This window comes from Bacillus sp. 05T21 (genome assembly GCF_056396785.1).
Genome location: NZ_JBFTMD010000003.1, coordinates 306,048 through 325,071, shown reverse-complemented (window position 1 = coordinate 325,071; position 19,024 = coordinate 306,048). Strand labels below are relative to the sequence as shown.

At 37.3% G+C, this 19,024-nt stretch carries 18 protein-coding genes and 2 pseudogenes; 1 reads left to right on the top strand and 19 read right to left on the bottom strand.

The window, feature by feature from the left end:
• Positions 1-190 precede the first annotated feature (190 nt).
• From AC1DKZ_RS10230 to AC1DKZ_RS10180, 11 genes and pseudogenes are all read right to left on the bottom strand, one after another.
• On the bottom strand, positions 191-1,726 hold the full coding sequence (locus AC1DKZ_RS10230) for a glycosyltransferase family 2 protein (protein ID WP_476996146.1): 1,536 nt from the start codon (positions 1,724-1,726) through the stop codon (positions 191-193).
• A gap of 221 nt (positions 1,727-1,947) precedes the next feature.
• Positions 1,948-2,820 (bottom strand): glycosyltransferase family 2 protein, encoded by an 873-nt coding sequence (locus AC1DKZ_RS10225; RefSeq protein WP_219302737.1) that lies wholly within the window; start codon positions 2,818-2,820, stop codon positions 1,948-1,950.
• Between the two features lie 17 nt (positions 2,821-2,837).
• Positions 2,838-4,181 (bottom strand): glycosyltransferase family 2 protein, encoded by a 1,344-nt coding sequence (locus AC1DKZ_RS10220; RefSeq protein ID WP_476996145.1) that lies wholly within the window; start codon positions 4,179-4,181, stop codon positions 2,838-2,840.
• Between the two features lie 2 nt (positions 4,182-4,183).
• Positions 4,184-5,284 (bottom strand): NAD-dependent epimerase/dehydratase family protein, encoded by a 1,101-nt coding sequence (locus AC1DKZ_RS10215; RefSeq protein ID WP_219302741.1) that lies wholly within the window; start codon positions 5,282-5,284, stop codon positions 4,184-4,186.
• A gap of 57 nt (positions 5,285-5,341) precedes the next feature.
• Positions 5,342-6,580 (bottom strand): UDP-glucose dehydrogenase family protein, encoded by a 1,239-nt coding sequence (locus AC1DKZ_RS10210; protein WP_476996144.1) that lies wholly within the window; start codon positions 6,578-6,580, stop codon positions 5,342-5,344.
• Positions 6,581-6,897: 317 nt separating this feature from the next.
• Positions 6,898-7,680 (bottom strand): glucose-1-phosphate cytidylyltransferase, encoded by a 783-nt coding sequence (gene rfbF, locus AC1DKZ_RS10205; protein ID WP_219302745.1) that lies wholly within the window; start codon positions 7,678-7,680, stop codon positions 6,898-6,900.
• A gap of 846 nt (positions 7,681-8,526) precedes the next feature.
• Positions 8,527-9,024 (bottom strand): NUDIX hydrolase, encoded by a 498-nt coding sequence (locus AC1DKZ_RS10200; RefSeq protein WP_476996143.1) that lies wholly within the window; start codon positions 9,022-9,024, stop codon positions 8,527-8,529.
• Positions 9,017-10,072: pseudogene (locus AC1DKZ_RS10195) on the bottom strand (hypothetical protein). Before AC1DKZ_RS10195 ends, AC1DKZ_RS10200 begins: the two are co-directional and overlap by 8 nt.
• Before the next feature lie 12 nt (positions 10,073-10,084).
• A complete protein-coding gene (locus tag AC1DKZ_RS10190) occupies positions 10,085-10,558 on the bottom strand; it encodes a tetratricopeptide repeat protein (protein WP_002013416.1) in 474 nt (157 codons plus the stop codon).
• Positions 10,559-10,741: 183 nt separating this feature from the next.
• Entirely contained in the window at positions 10,742-11,431 is a 690-nt protein-coding gene (locus AC1DKZ_RS10185; protein ID WP_476996142.1) for a phosphopantothenoylcysteine decarboxylase domain-containing protein, read from the bottom strand.
• 12 nt (positions 11,432-11,443) lie between these two features.
• Entirely contained in the window at positions 11,444-12,244 is an 801-nt protein-coding gene (locus AC1DKZ_RS10180) for an AAC(3) family N-acetyltransferase (protein WP_427328276.1), read from the bottom strand.
• A gap of 172 nt (positions 12,245-12,416) precedes the next feature.
• Here AC1DKZ_RS10180 and AC1DKZ_RS10175 point away from each other — a divergent pair.
• Positions 12,417-12,867: pseudogene (locus AC1DKZ_RS10175) on the top strand (hypothetical protein).
• 96 nt (positions 12,868-12,963) lie between these two features.
• Here the strand turns inward: AC1DKZ_RS10175 and AC1DKZ_RS10170 are convergent.
• The 8 genes from AC1DKZ_RS10170 to AC1DKZ_RS10135 all read right to left on the bottom strand — a co-directional run bounded on the left by AC1DKZ_RS10170 (position 12,964) and on the right by AC1DKZ_RS10135 (position 18,947).
• The gene (locus tag AC1DKZ_RS10170) at positions 12,964-14,211 is read right to left on the bottom strand and encodes a glutathionylspermidine synthase family protein (RefSeq protein WP_476996141.1); all 1,248 of its coding nucleotides are present in this window, start codon (positions 14,209-14,211) and stop codon (positions 12,964-12,966) included.
• 20 nt (positions 14,212-14,231) lie between these two features.
• The gene (locus AC1DKZ_RS10165; protein WP_219375856.1) at positions 14,232-14,840 is read right to left on the bottom strand and encodes a hypothetical protein; all 609 of its coding nucleotides are present in this window, start codon (positions 14,838-14,840) and stop codon (positions 14,232-14,234) included.
• A 107-nt stretch (positions 14,841-14,947) separates the two neighbouring features.
• Positions 14,948-15,364, bottom strand: coding sequence for a GNAT family N-acetyltransferase (locus tag AC1DKZ_RS10160; protein WP_476996140.1), 417 nt, complete (start codon positions 15,362-15,364; stop codon positions 14,948-14,950).
• Between the two features lie 61 nt (positions 15,365-15,425).
• On the bottom strand, positions 15,426-16,364 hold the full coding sequence (locus AC1DKZ_RS10155; protein WP_002084924.1) for a DMT family transporter: 939 nt from the start codon (positions 16,362-16,364) through the stop codon (positions 15,426-15,428).
• 87 nt (positions 16,365-16,451) lie between these two features.
• On the bottom strand, positions 16,452-16,952 hold the full coding sequence (locus AC1DKZ_RS10150; protein WP_476996139.1) for an N-acetyltransferase family protein: 501 nt from the start codon (positions 16,950-16,952) through the stop codon (positions 16,452-16,454).
• Positions 16,953-16,986: 34 nt separating this feature from the next.
• Positions 16,987-17,532, bottom strand: coding sequence for a GNAT family N-acetyltransferase (locus AC1DKZ_RS10145; RefSeq protein ID WP_476996138.1), 546 nt, complete (start codon positions 17,530-17,532; stop codon positions 16,987-16,989).
• Positions 17,533-17,547: 15 nt separating this feature from the next.
• A complete protein-coding gene (locus tag AC1DKZ_RS10140; protein ID WP_476996137.1) occupies positions 17,548-18,249 on the bottom strand; it encodes a nucleotidyltransferase domain-containing protein in 702 nt (233 codons plus the stop codon).
• A gap of 14 nt (positions 18,250-18,263) precedes the next feature.
• Positions 18,264-18,947, bottom strand: a complete 684-nt coding sequence (locus AC1DKZ_RS10135; protein WP_476996136.1) for a DNA alkylation repair protein — start codon at positions 18,945-18,947, stop codon at positions 18,264-18,266.
• Positions 18,948-19,024 lie beyond the last annotated feature (77 nt).

Sequence of the window (19,024 nt, the reverse complement as noted above, 5' to 3'; positions counted from 1 at the left end):
AGATCCGCATTCAAAGAATGAAACTCCTTTTATTTTATCGAATACATCTAAGATTGACATAACATCATATTAAAGGAACTTTTGAAACAACAAAAGAGGTACTATTTCGGTACCCCTACTCATTTGTATTTTGATTCACTGCTATTTCTTTGGAAAATAGGATATCTATGTTTTTTGAAATACAAATGCCTCAGACATTTTCTACAGCAGCTGACAAGTTTTGACCTAGCAAAATATAAGCTTCGGCGTCAGCGTCATGTATTTCAGTGCTCTGTGAAGTAGAAATATACTCATCAAACGCACGGGTAAGATCTCCCTTCATTATCCAACGAACCGTATGCGGAAAAATAGCTACTAAGTCGGCATTGATATTTTGGAGCAACGGATACTTTGTGAGTAGATTAGCAATTTGCGAGTTAATATTCAATTTTTTTAACGACAAAGGTCGCTTCTTTTTGATATCTAAAAAAAGCAAAAGTAGCTGGTCATCCGGCTTATTTATGGCTTGATAAGCAATAATTTCCATTTCAGTTAACGAAGGATCGTCTACATTACAAGTTTTATACCAAGACTGAAAACGCTCAATAATGCTATTGTAATCTTTTCGTAGAACATATGGGATTATATCAGGAATTTTCAATAGTAAATACTTCAGCGTTTCTTTTTTAATAAATTGAGATAAGTGTGGATATATGGTCACAAGTATTTCAACAGTCATTTCAGCGCTTTTGTAGGCTCGATATTTTTTTTGTGCAAGAAGCCAGTTTATAACTGGCGTACGCAGCTTTAAATCCAGCTCTTCATCAGAAATATCGATTTGTTGGAATAATTCTTTCGTTTTTTTGTGGGTTAATACATCATACAGACTTTGTAGTTTTGCATAGCTCGTCAAGGTTTCTTGAAGTATAACGGTTATCGTGTCGTTTATTCCGTTATAGTAGACAGCATGAATAAACTGGTTGTTCTGTGGGCTGATGAATCCGCACTTATCAATCAGAAATGCACGTGCTGTATCGTCAAGTATACGGTCGCAAGTAATACGAGTAGCATCCAACTGATACGAAGAAGATTGTAGATTCATATAGTATTTATGTAACGAGTCTGCTAGGATACCTACACGTCTGGCATTACGAAAGTTTTCAATTGCAAACAGTGTATCTGCACCGTAGTGCATATCTGGCATACGTGAAAAATCAAATTTTCGTAAAACCGATACTTTGTAAAGTTTGCACCATACTGTCCTCATAAACTGATGATAATCCGAAAAATATGTGTTAAACATTTCTGGTGTATCTAATATGAGGTTTTGACCCAATCTGCGAATAGCAATTAGATCCTTGCTTGTTTCATCGATAAAATCATGTCCACAAGCGGCAACATCGAGATCGTAATTCGATATAAATTGCACCATGCTCTTCAAGAAGTTCGGTTTATATTCATCGTCTGCATCGAGAAAACAGAAATAATCACTTTCATCGTAATTCTCAATAATTTCTGTCCAGCTGTGCTCTCTTTCATGAACATGATTCTGCTTGTTTCTAAGCGCAATAATACGCGAATCTTTGGAAGCATATTGTTTTATGATTTCTCCTGTTCCATCTGTCGCAGCATTATCCAATAAATACCACACCCAATTCTGCTCAGTTTGGGCAATAACACTTTCAATCGCACGCGCCATCGTTTTTTCCGCATTATATGCATATGTGTAGAAAATACATTTTTTCAAGCAACATCATCCCCTAATCATATAAAAATATTTTTCATGAATTCATGGGGGTTTTTCCCAGTTATTATAGATTATGTGCATTTATACAGAATGTTTCTTTGTCCATAAAGAAGGACTTCTTGTAGTTCCCGAAAAAGCGTGTGCAATTTAAAGCGGCCAGCGTGCAGGCGCTGGCTATATTAATTCGGATGATTCGCATATCTTCTGGCGACCTCATTATATTACTGCCTCTTATGAGCTAGGTAATTCGTCATATATTCTAGTTGCCTTTCAAAGCCCTTAAAGCGGTTTGATGTGATGTTCTCACACATACTTTGCATAAAAGCGAACAAAGATTTTTCAATATCTTCAGCAATTTCCGGTGCGCGTTTTGATAGGTATTTAGCCCTCGTTTGATACATCACCAAATACTCATCGAGTAACTCTGGAGTCATCTGCTTGTTGTGTATAAACGCCGTCATGTTGGACGAGTGCTTCCTGAAATAATACATCGCGATATTCCATACAGCTATTCGCCCCGCCCGCTCAAATACTTTGTAGATAACGTGAATGTCATCCACCAGTACATTATCCGGAAATGAAAGTCCCATCCACAAACCGCGCCGAAAGATCTTGGTCGGCGGCGCGGCGTTGTAAAGCTGACGTTTTAATAGCTCTCGTAATCCCTGCAATCGGTCAAAAACGAACCTCCCATTGCAAACAAAGTATGGCTCTAGCCTATCCCCGAAATCATTATAGCTACCGCACATCGCAATATCGGCATTTTCTTCACGTACAAGGTCGGCGAGAAACGAGAGCATCGATGGCTCGCATCGGTCGTCGTCATCCACAAATACAACATATTCGCCCGTAGCGGCAGCAAGACCGCTGTTACGTCCATACGATGCTCCGATGTTTTTCGAAATTGTTAATAATTTCACCCGCGCATCCACTTCCGCGTAACCAGTACAGAGTTCCGCTGTACCATCGGTTGAACCATTGTTGACTAGAATCAGCTCATAATCACTGAATGTCTGATTCTGCAAGGATTCCAGCATGACTGGCAGATACTGCTCACGGTTGTATGTAAGCAATATAACGCTAATAAATGGCATAGACACCTCTCCAGATGTTAAAATTCAACGAAAAGCAAATCGCTTTCGTCAATACCAAGCCCTATAAACTGTCTCCGAAGTTCTTCCCTCACATTTTGGTATCCAGATACAATCAAGATTGTTATTGGCTTATCGTCAACTATCTTCGTTACAGCGGTAGGGAGGCAAACAGGAACTCCATCAGCTAACATTCCATTTTTTTGTACATCGTTATCAAAAAAACCAGAAAAAGAAAGGCCACTTGCCTCAAAAGCAGTTTTTAAATATAAACCAATATGGCCGGTTGGAGCAATATATATATTGCCCCCCTTAGCTAAAACTTTCCTGGCTATTTGCTCGATTATGCTACGGTATTGTACCTGCAAACAGGCAAGACCCACCGTAGCCTCCTCTGATAACAGAGTACTAATTTCAGAACAACCGTTCCTTTCTGAGGGTGTGATCGTATCTTTCAAATCTTTTCGGTTCAAGTATTTATCTATCTCGGCAGCGCTTTCGCTTATTTGTTCATTACTCATGGTGCATAACGCAGCAATGAGTTGGTAGCGAAATTGTTCCATATAGACGTGGACAAAACCGCGCTCTTGTTCCGTTTTTGCCACACGGCGCATCAACAACGACAAGGAGAGCCAAAGCTTGAAGCACTCCGAAATAGCCTTGGATGGAGTTATCCTTGTAATTGATGATGAATGCACACGGTACAAGTAAACCAACGTGTCAACGTAGTGTACCGATTGTGCCGATAGCAAAGTACGGACAGATATATAGACATCATGATAAATATTTGATGGCGTCTTTAAACGTTTTATGGGCACATTATAATGCTCCCGTAATTTTCGTGAAAAAATCAGTCGCCACGTTGCTACATTAAACGGCTGAGCTTCAGTTAAGTATTTAAGAACTTGATCTTTACTTTGACCGTTAATACGATTAGTTTGATAAATTGTATCAGTAAAATTGATGACATTATCCTCTAAAACCGTACTGAATCGTCCGAAAAGCACATCTGGAGCACTGTTTCGTAAAATTCTTACGATTTCCTCATATGCGCCCGGGGCCAACATATCGTCGCCATCTACATAATGTATGTATTGCCCCCGTGCTTTCTTTGTTCCGTATATAACCGCCTTGCCAAAAAGCGGCTCACCAGTTAGCGCGTAATATCGTATCTGTTTATTATGTACTGCGTACTCTCTGCAAATAGCATCGCTCCTGTCAGTAGAGTTGTTATTGACCAAAACGATTTCATAATCATCAAAGGGCTGAATAATGATGCTGTCCAAACACGCGCCAATATAACGCTCTAAATTGTATACACTTACGATAAAACTTACAAGCGGCCTCTGCCCAGATATCCGCATATTTACACCTCTTTTATGATACCTTTTTCATTATTTCCGTTCATCTCTAAATACCTCAAATACCGTTCTACCCCCGTACGGGTATCCACTGATGGCGTGTAATCCAGTACTGTTTTTATTTTGCTCAAATCCGGACAGCGGCGCTGTGGGCTGTCCGTATTGTAATGTTTGTCTGTATGCTCACTAAATATGATTCTCCCGTTATATCCAAAGATACAATTCCCAACGGAACGATATATCTCCGCTAATTCCAGAATTGTCATTTCTTCCGTGTCGTTACCGATATTGAAGATATCGTATCGCGCGTACAACGCACATTTCAGTGACGCGAGTGTGGTATCCGAAGCATAACAGAAGGTACGAGTCGCTTTACCGTCGCTGTACAAGACAATCGGTTTATTTTGCAAAATATTCATCGCAAAATCCGCTGGGGCACGTTTATCATTTGTACGCAGTCCGGGGCCGAAGCTATTGAACGGGCGTAACACCGTCACTGGGAAGCCTTTCTGATAATGAAAATTATAACAGAGCGTTTCGGCGTACCGCTTTGATTCATCATAGCAGGAGCGCGGGCCGGAGCTGTTAACGTTGCCCCAATAGCTTTCTGGCGTTGGCACCATTTTAGGTTCAGGATCGCCATAAATCTCGCTAGTGGAGTAAAACAATAAATTGAAAATGCCTCTGCCACTATAAAAGTCAAGCAGGCGCCGAAGCCCGACAACATCGGCATCCATCGTTTCGATTGGATGCAATCTGTAGTATACGGGAGATGCCAGCGACGCCATATGAAAAATAAGGTCCGCGTCGCCGGCAAACGAAAAATCCTCTCGAGTGACGTCGCCCTCGTGCACCGTAAACAGGGGGTAGCTTTCTATTGCATGAATCCAATTGGGCTTTCTGAAAATATAATTATCAAGCACGTATATGCGTTTCACACCAAGGCTTTGCCCATATTGGGCAAAAAACTGTACCAGCATAAATCCAAGAGAGCCAGCAAAGCCTGTTATTAATATTTTCCTTCCTTTCAAAGCGCTGCGCTCGTACTCTGTTAATCCATCCATGATACGCCGTAAATCATCTAGTAGAATTCTGTTATCCGGCATATTGTTCACCATTCCTTATCTATACCAAATGTTTTGCCACTCCAGTCCAATTAACACTCAATTTTCTAAGAAATATCTGCAATCGACGAAGCGTGTATCCGAAAAGGTCTTATCAATTCCTTTAAATTCTTCCCAAGCAGTTACAAGCGCGACCGTGCCGCAAGCTTGGCACACCTCGTGCGCCGACTTGCAATAAGTAATGGAAAGTCTGTACGTGTTTTGAAATTCCCGCATGGCAAGTGGATCATAGGTATAGATATTAACATAACCGTCGCGTATCAACGCTCTGATGATCTTCACCGCTGGGCTATCACGAACGTCATCAGTTCCTGGTTTAAACGACAGACCGAGTATACCGATTTTCTCAGTTTTCTTGCCTGCCGTACGGGCAATTTTCCGAGCAGTCAAGTTCGGCATTTCATTATTAAGAGAAATTACACCTTCCAGTATTCGCGGCGTGAATCCCCGGCTTAATGCTACAGCGTCAAGGGCAGCTGTGTCTTTTGGAAGGCAATACCCACCGTAACCACAGCCTGGATATATGTAGGTACTGATTTCTGCACCAGCAAACCGGCTGTCCTCATACAGAATGCGAAACGCCCTTGCCGTTTCGATACCGCCAACTGCATCTGCGAGTAGAGCCATCTCATTCGAGTAACTGATTAGCGTTGCAAGTAAGGAGTTTGATAAATATTTAATAAACTCTGCCGTGTTAGGCTCTACAAAATGAAGCGGTGCGCCAAACGGCATATAGAGCTCTGTGAGCACATTCTTTGCCATATCGTCAGTCACACCACAGACAATTCTGTCAGCGTTCATAAAATCATCCCAACACCTACCCTCACGCAAAAACTCCGGGTTTACCACAACTGGATTGTTTGCCCCCTTCGCACGGACATACGGCGTAACTCGTTCGCTAAGCGTTCCCGGTGGAATCGTGGATTTTACGACAAGCACACAGGCTTGGGAAACTGTTTCAAGAACTCTGTCAATTGCAAAGAGCAAATGTTCCAAATCCGCACTACCGTCAGCTAGACTCGGCGTTCCAACGCAGAAAAAACAGATGTCGCTCTTATACACTGCATCTATTACACTGTTCACTAAGTTGAATGTTTTTCCAAGATTCCGCGCGAGCGCGGAATCCAATCCCGGCTCGAAAAACGGGATTTTTCCGCGGGATATCTCTGCACAGTGCTCTTTGTCAATGTCATATCCGTACACAGAAAAACCTTTGTCTGCAAAACCCAGCGCAGTGGTCAGCCCGACAAATCCAAGTCCAAATACGGCAATACGCATTTTCTCCTCCTCCTATCCCACATACAATATGGTGTCATAATAGCTATTCCCATGTTCACAGCACACAAATATATAATCATTCTGAATACCGAGCATTGTCTTCAGCAATTCTCGGTATTCCTTGTCTTCAAAATAATAGTCAAGTGAAATATCGAAACGCTATATTCCTCTATACTAGTTACGCTGTATATAAGTGACGATTCCGCAGTCCCTTTGGCACCAGTGTGACATTTTTTTGGGACGGACAGCCACCAGTTCATAATTACATATACGGTACTTTATACTATCTCCGCACTATCACCGAAAAGATTGATGCTTTAATCCACCCACACTTTCCACTTTGCCTTGCCACTCGCCCAATCCGCTTCAAGTACCCCTTTATCCCGAGCCGTATCCATGCAGGACCAGAATTTGTTATGCTTATATACACCAAGCTTGCCATCCGCGCTCAAGCGCTCAAGTGGGCTACGCTCAAAAATCGTTGAATCTCCATCTATATAATCAAAGACTTCGGGTTCCATCACCATGAACCCTGCGTTTATCCAAACACCGTCTTCTTGCGCCTTTTCATGAAACCCAGTTATTGTCCCGTCACGGTCGTTGATGTTAAGAATGCCAAACCGTCCACTTGGTTGAATCGCGGATAATGTGACAATCTTCCCTGAATTTTCGTGCGTCTGCACGAGTTTTGTCAAATTAATGTCACTGACTCCGTCGCCGTAAGTCATCATAAATCGCTCATTGCCGATATAGGGCGCGATGCGCTTAATACGTCCACCAGTCTGTGTGTGTAACCCCGTATCAACAACGGTAACTTTCCACGGCTCCGCAACGTTTGCATGTACAATCATCTTGTTCTCGGCTGTAAAGTCAAATGTCATATCGCTGTGGTGTATGTAATAGTTGGCAAAGTATTCTTTAATCATATGTCCCTTGTAACCGCAACAAATTATGAATTCATTGAAGCCATAATGAGAGTAAATCTTCATAATATGCCATAAAATCGGTGCATCGCCAATCTCTATCATCGGCTTAGGTCGTAAATGCGATTCTTCACTTATGCGAGTACCAAAACCCCCCGCGAGAATTACTACTTTCATATAAACCTCCATTCCAGCCTTGCCAGCACAAATAGAAATGAAAGAAAACTACCGGGCCACCTAAATAGTTGTATAATTTACTTTTGGAGAAGATAAACTACAAAATCCAGGAAGGTGCATGCAAGCTATCTTCTCAATTTAAAACAGTGTAAGAATCATAGTTAGTGGGTCTAAGGAACGAAAGCTAATCATAGTTTTAGCTTCTCGTTAAATGTATGATGATTCCGTCAATGTCTGCTCCCTTATACTTTAGTTCAAAGAAATTTTTTTATATCCCACTCTGAGCATGTTGATAAAAATAGCGTTGACAGATGTAATGACCGTGAATAGGGGCTTGGTGAGGCCAACGACAAACATTACAAAAGTATGAATGTGGTCAAAGGTCAGTGTGGAACACATAAAATTAGATTCTGCCGATAAATTCAATTATTCTTAAATTATTTCTATGAAATTTTATATATTTTATGCATTTTAGAAATTATACGGACGATCTTCCCTATAACACGCAACTGTATAACTTCCTCTAAAGATTGTTAGTTTTACATCGTTCACAGTCATTGTAAAAGGATACTGTACTTTATGAAATAAAACTATATTTCGCGCTTGCTTTTCTAGTAATGAACAAGTGTGAGCAACTGTTGTAGAAGCATATCAGATTTCCTTTTCTATAATCTAAATTCCTAATGTTCGTAATCTATTCATGTTCTCTGTTTCCCCTTGTATGATTCAGTTCTGCTTTTAATTGCATCCCCTTATTATAGTAATTAAAAATTATTATGTTGCTTATTTTGTTAAGTTTGTCAAAACAACAATATAATTTCCATTCATAAAAAAGCTCCTTCTTATCTAGAAGGAGCTTTTCACTAACCATGATTCATATTTTTTAACTTCTAACGGAAGCTCATTCGTTTTTAACCACTCCACAGCTCTACACACAAGTGGAGATGAGTTTTCTTCTGAAATATTTACTATAGGAACCCAACTCGCTCCTAATGAATCCTGTCCTTCAAATTGTTTAGGTACAATGAATTCACCATCGTATTTTTCAACGCAGTATAGAACTGCGATATGATGTACATGAGTATACTCCTCAAATTTTGATGGGAATTGAAAATCAATGGTACCTATTTGTTTTACTACCTTCACTTTCAGCCCAGTCTCTTCTTCTATTTCTCTATGAAGTCCAGCTAATAATGATTCCCCATCTTCTAAACTACCATCAGGTAGATCATATCGGTTTCTGTATGGCCCTTTAATTTTATCGATTACTAATAATACTATTATTAGTAATCGATAAAAATGCCGTACACCAAACGCACGATGATATTTAGGAACTTTACTCATGTTTTAACTTTCCCTTAACTACATCATAAAATTTCCGTTCATCGTCTACATTTAAGTGAATACGACTTACTGTTTTAGAAAATCCATATAACAACTGCGCTTTAATTGGCTCTTTTAACGTTATTTCAAAAGTTGGAGGTTCCTTTATAAATTCCATAACAGTTGCGTCAAGAACCTCTTTCTCTTCTTCTTTCTTTAAAGGTTCGCCTTTATAAAACGCAATGTTATCAATTTGTGTAAATGATATAACGATTTTCTTTCCTAATCCAATTTGAATAATCACTTTTTCTTCCGCAACGATAATTGGATTTTTACGCATCGCTTGTATTTCAGCTAAAAAATAAAACATCGCATATATGTTTAAGATGAGTAAAACCCAAGCTATTACTGGATTCCATTGATGAAGTAAATAATGAAAACCGATACTTTCAATTAATGTTGCATGAATAATCATGATATAAACACCTATTGCACCGGTCTTTTTATGATATGAGTATGTGGATTCACTTTCTAATACTTTTTCACGCCACGATAAAAAAGCATAATAGAGTAATTTACACTCTGTTAGAATGATATTTACTGTCTTACTTCTCTTCATATTAGCATCAAATGCTGCATCAATCGCATAAGAAAATGAAGAATACTCACTTCTATATTCTTTATATCGTTTTATTATTTTAGGAAGTACTCTTATAATTTTATATATAAGAAACAGTTCAAAACATACGAACACAATTTCTCAAGCAACTATTACATACGAAACAAATGAAAAAGCTTGTAAATAATCACTAGGAATTATAAATCTTGCGAATACATATCCAGCTATAACTACAGGAAACATATACGTTAACGAATATCTTTTCCGTATAATAAAGAAATATGTGATGACTGGAATTACAAACATAAAATCTAATAATGAACCGAGGACTACTTCTTTCGGGGCAGCTGGCACTATTGGCAGGGCATACAATAAATAGTTTGATAACATAATTAAAGATACGAGTCCAATCCAAATGCCTTTTTTTCTTCGTGAAATTGATGGATTCATTCCTTCTCTCCTCTATTCAAAAACTTCATTTAAATGGTCTTTATAAAATGAAATAGCACGTTCAAATTCTTTTATCTCATCTACTTTCACAACTGTCTCTAACAGTAATTTCATCGCTTCTTCATGTTCGTTTACGTTATATTTTGCTAATGATAAAAACACTTTCATCACGTCATTTTCCGGGAACTTCTTTATCCCTGCTTCTAATAAAGTAATCGCTTTATCATATTCCCCTATACAACGATACGTACTGCCAAGACCGATATACGCACCGCAAAGGGATTCACCATCAAGTCCGTTCGCAATTGCCTGTTCATAATACGGAACCGCCTCCGTTTCAAGACCCATTACATCATGTATCCAAGCGCATTGATATAGTACTTCTGCATCCCTCGTAAAGTTTGTTAATCCTATAAGTATCTCTCTAGACTGCGCATATTTCTTTTCATTTCTAAGTTTAATAGCTTGCTTTAATAAATGTTCCATACAATCCACTCCTCACAAAATGTTCATTATGCATATATCATGTATTACACATTTACGAGCAGCTAATGGCCTATTTATTCCATTGACTCAATTTAATAATTAGTGAGGGCTAAGTTCCCCCACTAATTTAATATTAACTCCATTACATACTATGCGACTGCATCTCTTTCTAAAAGCTTAAATTTACATCGCAGTGATACGATTACATAAATGCTCTAACATATTAACAATTTCTTTTGCAGTTTCATCTTTCCCATTACATAACTTCACATTACCGTCTTGTCCAATAACGTGATGCACAGCACCGCGAGAATATAAAGAATGCGGTGAGTTTGCTACCATTACACTTGCTTTTGCATCTTCCATTCTTTTACTTGCTCTTTCAATAAGTTCTGCTTCATTTACGTCACTTTCAAGTTTAAAGCCAACGAGTATCATTTCTGGATCCCAACTCTTTACTTGTTTTAATACTTTTGGCGCTTTTTGAAAATGAATAATTGGAGCGATGTCACTTGAAATCTTTCCGTTCATATTAAGAATATTTCCATCTTGATCACAAATCTTTTCGACAACCCAATCTGAGCCAGCAGCAGCCATAATAACTGCATCTACTTTTTCATGTGTAATAATACTTTTCATCTTATCTTGTAAATCAATAATCCCCTCAAATGGGTGCAATTCTAATTGGTTATTTACATCCATTGGCTTCTCAGCGAAATAGCCATGCAAATATATTACATGTGCGCCCTTTGTCATTAGCTCTTCCGCAATAATTCTTCCAATCGTACCTTTTGCTAAATTTGTATGCCCACGTACTTGATCCCATTTTTCTAGGCAGCCGCCGCTCGTAATTAATACTTTTTTCTCCTGCATAATAACCATCCCTTACTGATTTTTCGCACGAAACCACTCTGTTCCAAAGTCAACTGCATCACGCTGCCTCATAAAACGGCACGTCGCATTCCCTATCTTCCCACGCGTAACTGTTCCTTTAAGCTCATATTCAACTCCGATTTCTACAAACGTATCAGAATCGTAATCCATTTCAACGAATTCTTTCCATACTCTTACACCTTCTTCTATAATAGGTGCTCCTACCTTTATTAACTCGCGTGCACCTGTACGTACCTCAGATAAATGTATAGACGTATTAGAGTCATAACCAACACCAAGTAATAATATGTATCCATCTAAATCGTATATTTTTCGTAATGGCGATTCTTCACCAAAACTTATGGAAAGTGAATGATTCGCTGTAATTTCTTCTGCGTGTTGCCCCCATGCTGCAAAACTACTGAGTGGATGATTACTGCGCAATACATTCGGATATGTACGAAAACATTCAACTACTTCTCCCATTGCCCTTGTTGGTGTTATACGTGAATCAAATGCTGGGACGTTATCCCGAATAATTTGCCACCATTCTTCTGGTACAGGTGGTCTTGACCAATGTTTTGGATCGGATAAATCCGAAGATTGCGTGGGCATAATTATCGTTCCTTCTTCTGTAACAACTTTCATTAACGCTTCTACTACGGCAACTGCACCGCCTGATATCCAACCGATTGAACTTAATGAAGAATGTACAATAACTGTCATTCCCTTTTCTATCCCTAATGCTTTTAAATCATTTGTAATTGTTTCGATTGTATTTGGAAATTGTGTATTCGCCACTATGTCATTCATTTTCACGATTGTTCCCCCATTTTGCTTTAAACTAATACATACATATATTATCATATTTTTCTTAATTTTTAACTTAATCATTTCAATTACTATACCTCTGTCGTTTTTATCATATCGGAAACAGTTAAATTATGGTGTATTTATTTAAAATTAATAAAGGAAGGTGCACACAATGAAGAAAATTATATTACCCCTTTTCATATTATGGATTATTAGCTTAAGTGGCTGTACTTTTTCTAATAATGAATATGAAGATTTTTGGGTGTTAGAAAAATCTAGATATAACGAAGGTGGATATGGCCCTTCAAACTTATATGAAAAGGCACAGGAAGATCCAACTATGATTCATTACTCAAACGATAGCATTAGTGAAGGAAAAAGGATGGTATATTTAGCATATGGAGAAAAGTATAAAAACGATAAAATTACAGTAAAAGAAGTTACAGACGAAAAAGATACATCAGTTATCGTCTTACGTATTGAAAAAAACAAAGGAAAAGATAAAAAACCCTGTTATGTATATCGGTGTGCCTAAACTTAGAGATTCTATTAACATTGTAGATGAAGATGGTATGAAAATTTTAGAAATGGAACAAAATGAAAGCGTTATATCAAAGCAATGATCACTCTAGCACTCTTAATTCAAGCTTTATACTCATATGAAAGAGCCCATCACAAATGATGCGCTCTTTGTTAATTACCTTTTAATTCAAATGTTGCTACCCTTCAATCGTAACTCCAGTAAACATCGATAAATTCCCTGTTATTCTTTCACCTACTCGTAAAAACAGTCCAGCGGCTCTTCCGCTAATACAATGAGAACCGATAAGTAGTTTACCAGTATACGGTCCATCCCACGTATCAATTGTATAGTCAGGCATGTCTACATATTGCTGATATATTTTTCGTTGTTCAAAATAATACTCTGTTTGATCTTCAGCTAATAGTTCATCATTGTCATAAATAGATACTCCGCCGCCTTCGCGACCAAATAACGGTTTTGAAACATATGATTCTTTTCTTTCTAAGAATCGTTTATTTGTGAAATACGTTGGAAGGAAGTATTTCTTAATGATCTCTCGCTCTTCTTTTTCAAAGAAAACTTCATCTTCATAAAGTTGCCAAATTAATGCGAGCATACCTTTATTTTGCATAACAAAAGCAGCCGGCGGGTTAATAATTTGCACCTTTCCTTGTGCGATATGATTTAAAAATTGCAGACCGATTCTTTTACCATTTTTATCAGTATCTGAAACTAAATATTCAATTGGATATAAACGATATAAGTATTTAATTTTATCGCCTGCCGGGGTGTATATTCCATCATCTGCAACAACGATATCTTGTATTCCTACATAATCGGTTTGTTGCTGTAAACAATAAATTCTTAAAAACTGTACGGTTTGATGATCTTCATCATGCCAATCGTAGCTTGTAAAATAAATCGTTTCGTGAGGACTTATTTTGTAATCATGTTTAATTTGTTCCCAAGCTTGAACGACGTGTTCTTCAATATGATTCGGATGATTCACATCGTGATATCGACACAATACTTCATTAGCGACAGATGGTTCTAAATAACCTGTCGGAGTATCGCAATTTACTTCAATTAATTTAATATCATCATGATTTACGATGAAATCAAGCCTTGTAAAATATGAAAATAAACCAGTATGTTTCATTCTTGCAATTTCCCACGTCTCTGGTGGAAAACCAAGTTTTTGAAATTGTGCTGGTGTATTTGTAATGTATTGATATGTTTTATATAACACATACATAATTTCTTCTGTCGCTTTAGAAATTGCAGTATATGTATGTACTGGCATACGATACATACTAGTTGCCATATATTGATTCCATTCTTCACTCTCTAACAAACTCGGCCATGTAAATCCATTTCTACCAGCCTCTTCTGCAAGAGAAAACCAGATTTTCATATACTCTTCCTGTTCTTTTACTGTATACATTTCTCCATTATCCTTTCAAATTAGGATCCAGCTGGTGCTTTTGCGTTTCCAATTCCATTTGAACCAGAATTCACTTTTGGCGTTTGTGTAGTAGATGATTTTGACGTATTTGAATCTGGCGTCACTTTAGTTGAACTGTTCGGCTGTTGCTTATTCAAATCCACTTTCTTTGAAGAATCATTATTACTACTAGTGCCACCGTAATATCCACCACCACCGCTGCCACCACTTCTTCGCTCATCCTTTTCACGGTATGGGATAATATTATTTGCATATGGTTTCTTTGTAAGATCTGGTTTCGCAGTATTATACATATTCGACGTCTTACTTGCTAATAAATATCCAGCAACGAACGGAAGTATTGGCAAATGGGAACTCTCATTATTAAATGAAGCGGGTGAATTATTATCTCTACATAATTCTTCTTTTTCTATATTTCCTTTCGTTGGCGCTTTATCATCACAATTTAATTTTTCTTGTTCGCTTTCTTGCTTCGTACCATCTGTTTTTACCGCACTACTTTCTTTTTGTGCACTCTCTTCATCATTATCAGCACATCCTGTTAATAAAAAAGATGACACTCCTATTGAAGCTGCAATTTTCACAAATTTGCTTTTATCCATTCTCATGGGTTATACACCTAATTTCTATTTATCTATATTTTTCCAATTATCTTTATTATATACTGTATATATCATTTTTTTCAAACTAAACTAAATATGTAAAATTACATATTTCACATACTTTTAAACTGTTCATTCTCGAGATAGCAATGAAATCTTTCCACCCCTGGATGTTTTTCTCCTAGACTTTTAATCTTAAACTTACACTTTTTATAAAATCCGACTGCCTCTGTATCTGTCTCAGCCTCAATATATGTTAACTCATATTCCCTAATTATTTCTTTAATCATTTGAAGTGCAATTCCTTGATTGCGATATTTTTCATCAACAGCTATGTGACACATTCTCGCTCTATTTGTATGAATTAGCGCTATACCTATGCAACCCTTATTCCCATATTTATATAGCACTGCCTGATCATTTTTATACATTGAAACTGCTTTAAATAAGCTTGCTTCACTCGGACCGGTCGCATGCTTTAATACTTTTTTAATGGTATCTATTTCTAAATGCTCAACACGTTGTAACATCCTATCTCCATCCTTTCTCATGAAAAAAGATTAGCTCTTTATTGAAAAAGAGCTAATCTTTTTATGCCGTTATTTTCTCTTCTTTTTTCACAACTACAGCTACATAACTATGAAGTATCATTCCGACAATTACAAGACTCATTCCAACCCACGATAAAGAAGACGGAATTGGAGCCGATAACCAGATCAGCTCTCCTACTAATGCAAATAAAACTTCACCAGACTGTGTCGCCTCGACTGTTGCTAATTTTTGCGGATCATCTTTTACAAGATCTGTCGCAAAGAAGAATAATACCGTTGCGATTAACCCTGAACTAACTGCTACAATAAAACATTGGAAAACTTGACTACTTGACGGTAGTCCGCCTGTTGATACTTCATAACCAGATAGTAAAAACCAAAATGGTAAACTTGCTAATGTCATACCGAGAACTCGTTGGAAGACATCTAATTCGCCCTTACATACTTGCATCATTTTTCTATTTCCAAGTGGATATGCAAACGCAGCAATGAGTACAGGAACCACACATAAAATGGTTTCACGAATCCCTAAAGAAGAAGCGTGTTCTACTTGCATAAGAACAACACCGAATAAAATAATGCCTGACATTACTAATTCTTTCATTGGAAGTTTTTTATGTAATGGATCTACCGCAAAAAATGGTGTTAACAAAATCCCTGCAACTATTGTAATTTGCCAAGTCGAAGCGACAAGCCACCCCGGTCCAAACGCACCCGCGAAACTAAGCGGTGCATAAAAGAGACCAAACCCTACAATACTCCATAACAACCACTCTTTCGGATTGTTTTTCATATATTGCAAGAGTTGTTTTAAATTCCCTCTATACATGACAATAAGTAGTAGCATTGGAACCATAAAGTAATACCGTAGTGATGCACTCCAAATCCAACTCCCGCCCCCTAAGTCCATCGACCGGTTTAACACAAAGGTAAAGGCAAAGAAAAATGATGCCAATATCCCTATTACAATAGCTTTCATTTTAAAACCCCTTGTTTAGTTTCTTGTTATACGATACAACAAAATGAATATAATTAAAATTCGCAATTCTTATTATATATGTATTCTTTAAAGAAACAACATCATATTTTCATCATCACTATACACACCATTCACCTTTATAGCTCTTTTTTCAATTCCATACGTTTTAAAGCCCATTGATTCATACAATTTTTTTGCTGGTTCGTTTGTAGATACAACACCTAATGTCAATTGCTCTAGTTTTATATCTCGCGCTCTTTGAATGGCATTTGTTATTAACTCACGTGCCAATCCGTTCCGCCTGTTTTGTGCATCTACATACATCGCAACGATATGACCTTTATGTTTATACGCCTCTCTCTCTTCTGTTAGTAAAGTGACAACTCCAACTAAATGATTTTCTTCATTAAATGCACCAAATGTACAACTAGTAGTAGCTGTTAAATTACTTTCCACTCGCTTAATAGGATTTTCCTGGCGAATCGCCTCTTCATAAGTTGTTACAAATGCCTCTGGATTTACTTGTAAAGCTTGTAAACGTAAGTCCCAATATTTTTCCGCATCTTCTTTCGTAAGTAATCGAATCATATTCATCCTGCCCCTTTAAGTTAACATAATATTTTTATAAACTACTATTTAAAGATTGGTGTTCTTCTCTTAACATACTATAGCGATAACGATGAATGAACTTCCCTTTACGTAACCGATCATTTCTCATTATTCCTTCACAAACAAATCCTGCTTTTTCATAACTCTTTCTAGCTTGTAAATTATCTTCGTCTACTCGTAGCCAAATTTTTTCTAATTCGAATACAGAAAAGCCAATTTGTAACATACTGTATAGTGCTGCCATTCCATATCCTTTACCCCAATATTCTTTATTTCCAATGGCAATCCCTAGTTCAGCATTTTTATTTGTTTGATCAAAGTTTTTTAGGTCTATCCATCCAATGTGTATACCTTCCTTTGTAACGATAGCTCGTTGTTCATAACCATTCTTTCGACTTATGCATGCTTCAATCCACCTTCCCGTATCTTCACGAGTGAACGGTGGATATTGATCTGGTACAACTAAATGCTTTGTTACTTCTGTATCTAATGACCATTGATATCGATCTTCTACATCATCTATTGTCAGTTCTCTTAATTGAACGAATGGTACATTCACTTTGCTATCCCCTTTTCATTTCCCTATAGAAAATCCTTCAAAAACTCTTCCTCCGTATTGATCTAGCGTATTTTCTATAAAACTAATTAATTCATTTTTCTCCTCTGTTTTATAAAAATGATCAAAAGCCGCTACAAAATGTTCTGCATATTGCTCGTCATACCTTCTTAACACTCTAATAAACCATTTTGAATTTCCAAGCCACTGACCATTTACCCTTAAAACATATTCATGTACTAAATCAGCTAATAAATTTGCGATGAACAATTCTTCTTCTCTCTTTGTTGCACCAATGAAGTCATCCAAAGTATCCGTAATAAAATAACGCTTCTGCTTCATCGTTTCTTCTGTCCATTTTTCTGGTCCTTTATTTAATAAATCATTCGCTTCTCTTTTGAGTATCTCTACAAGTTCATCGTTTCCTTTTAACACAATACCTTCTGAAACTAATTGAGGTAATGAAGGTCGTCCGCGCTCACAATCACTTTTGAAAAAGGTTTTATACGTTTCAAAATTATGTACGAATACTTCAACAGGCCAACCATTACTATAGAAAGATTCTCTATAACAAGATGACAAACTTTGGTCGAATATTACAATATCAAGGTCAGATGTTTTCGTAGCCTCTCCTCTAGCAACACTTCCCCCTAGTAAAGCAACATCACAATTCGAAAATTGTGATGTAATTATGCTTTGTGCCGCTTCCATTGGTTTCATAACCGTTCCCCTTTTTATTTCACTTTCTTTTTTTCAGCTCTTTCTCTCGCTTTTTTTATATACGGTTCTGCGTCTGGTGTTTTGCATGACGTTGCCCCGTGATCAACTTGTACTTTCCCAATTTCACGTGCAATTTCAATCGCTTTTCGCTCTAAGTCTTCATTACGAATTCCTATCGCGATTAAAGCACTATTCATCGCTTCTTTTTTTCTATTTTTTTCATTATGTATATTTGCTTTAATTTCTTCTAGATACGGAGTGAAGAATTCATCATGTAACGTTTTATTTTTAATCGCTATATTTGCTAATAAAGACCAACCTGCTCTTCCAATCCATTCATCATCAGACTTCGTCCATTCTTCCATTCTTTCTATCGCGATTGGTGACGTACATATAGCTGTCATAAGAACGTCCATTAAACAATAGTAATCAACATCCTGAACCCATCTATTTAGTTGTTCTGACGTTAGTTTCTTCGGATCTAAAATCATCGCTGCTAAAGTCATTGCATCCATATTTTTCGTTTCCCATAATGAAATTGCTAAATCATGATCCTTTTTTATCCTCTTTTTCAACAATTTTAAATTTGCAAAACTAACTCCAAATAACGGCTCTTTCGCTCCGTGGTTTTTATACGTCTTACGAGTTTGTTCTGTCCCATACTCTTCTAGTTGCTGCATTACTTCTTCAAGTAACATAGATCCACCTCTTTTATATATTTTGTTGCCTTCACATATGTATGTACGATATATTCTACATTATTTTTTGGTTTTCC

Excerpts from the sequence above, each read along its gene's own strand:
- AC1DKZ_RS10170 (WP_476996141.1), bottom strand. The coding sequence starts at position 14,211 with ATGTATACAGTAAAAGAACAGGAAGAGTATATGAAAATCTGGTTTTCT.
- AC1DKZ_RS10210 (WP_476996144.1), bottom strand. The coding sequence starts at position 6,580 with ATGCGTATTGCCGTATTTGGACTTGGATTTGTCGGGCTGACCACTGCG.
- AC1DKZ_RS10165 (WP_219375856.1), bottom strand. The coding sequence starts at position 14,840 with ATGAGAATGGATAAAAGCAAATTTGTGAAAATTGCAGCTTCAATAGGA.
- AC1DKZ_RS10185 (WP_476996142.1), bottom strand. The coding sequence starts at position 11,431 with ATGCAGGAGAAAAAAGTATTAATTACGAGCGGCGGCTGCCTAGAAAAA.
- AC1DKZ_RS10155 (WP_002084924.1), bottom strand. The coding sequence starts at position 16,364 with ATGAAAGCTATTGTAATAGGGATATTGGCATCATTTTTCTTTGCCTTT.
- AC1DKZ_RS10200 (WP_476996143.1), bottom strand. The coding sequence starts at position 9,024 with ATGAGTAAAGTTCCTAAATATCATCGTGCGTTTGGTGTACGGCATTTT.
- AC1DKZ_RS10140 (WP_476996137.1), bottom strand. The coding sequence starts at position 18,249 with ATGAAACCAATGGAAGCGGCACAAAGCATAATTACATCACAATTTTCG.
- rfbF (WP_219302745.1), bottom strand. The coding sequence starts at position 7,680 with ATGAAAGTAGTAATTCTCGCGGGGGGTTTTGGTACTCGCATAAGTGAA.
- AC1DKZ_RS10160 (WP_476996140.1), bottom strand. The coding sequence starts at position 15,364 with ATGTTACAACGTGTTGAGCATTTAGAAATAGATACCATTAAAAAAGTA.
- AC1DKZ_RS10180 (WP_427328276.1), bottom strand. The coding sequence starts at position 12,244 with ATGAATGACATAGTGGCGAATACACAATTTCCAAATACAATCGAAACA.
- AC1DKZ_RS10215 (WP_219302741.1), bottom strand. The coding sequence starts at position 5,284 with ATGCCGGATAACAGAATTCTACTAGATGATTTACGGCGTATCATGGAT.
- AC1DKZ_RS10150 (WP_476996139.1), bottom strand. The coding sequence starts at position 16,952 with ATGATTCGATTACTTACGAAAGAAGATGCGGAAAAATATTGGGACTTA.
- AC1DKZ_RS10190 (WP_002013416.1), bottom strand. The coding sequence starts at position 10,558 with ATGGAACATTTATTAAAGCAAGCTATTAAACTTAGAAATGAAAAGAAA.
- AC1DKZ_RS10225 (WP_219302737.1), bottom strand. The coding sequence starts at position 2,820 with ATGCCATTTATTAGCGTTATATTGCTTACATACAACCGTGAGCAGTAT.
- AC1DKZ_RS10135 (WP_476996136.1), bottom strand. The coding sequence starts at position 18,947 with ATGTTACTTGAAGAAGTAATGCAGCAACTAGAAGAGTATGGGACAGAA.
- AC1DKZ_RS10220 (WP_476996145.1), bottom strand. The coding sequence starts at position 4,181 with ATGCGGATATCTGGGCAGAGGCCGCTTGTAAGTTTTATCGTAAGTGTA.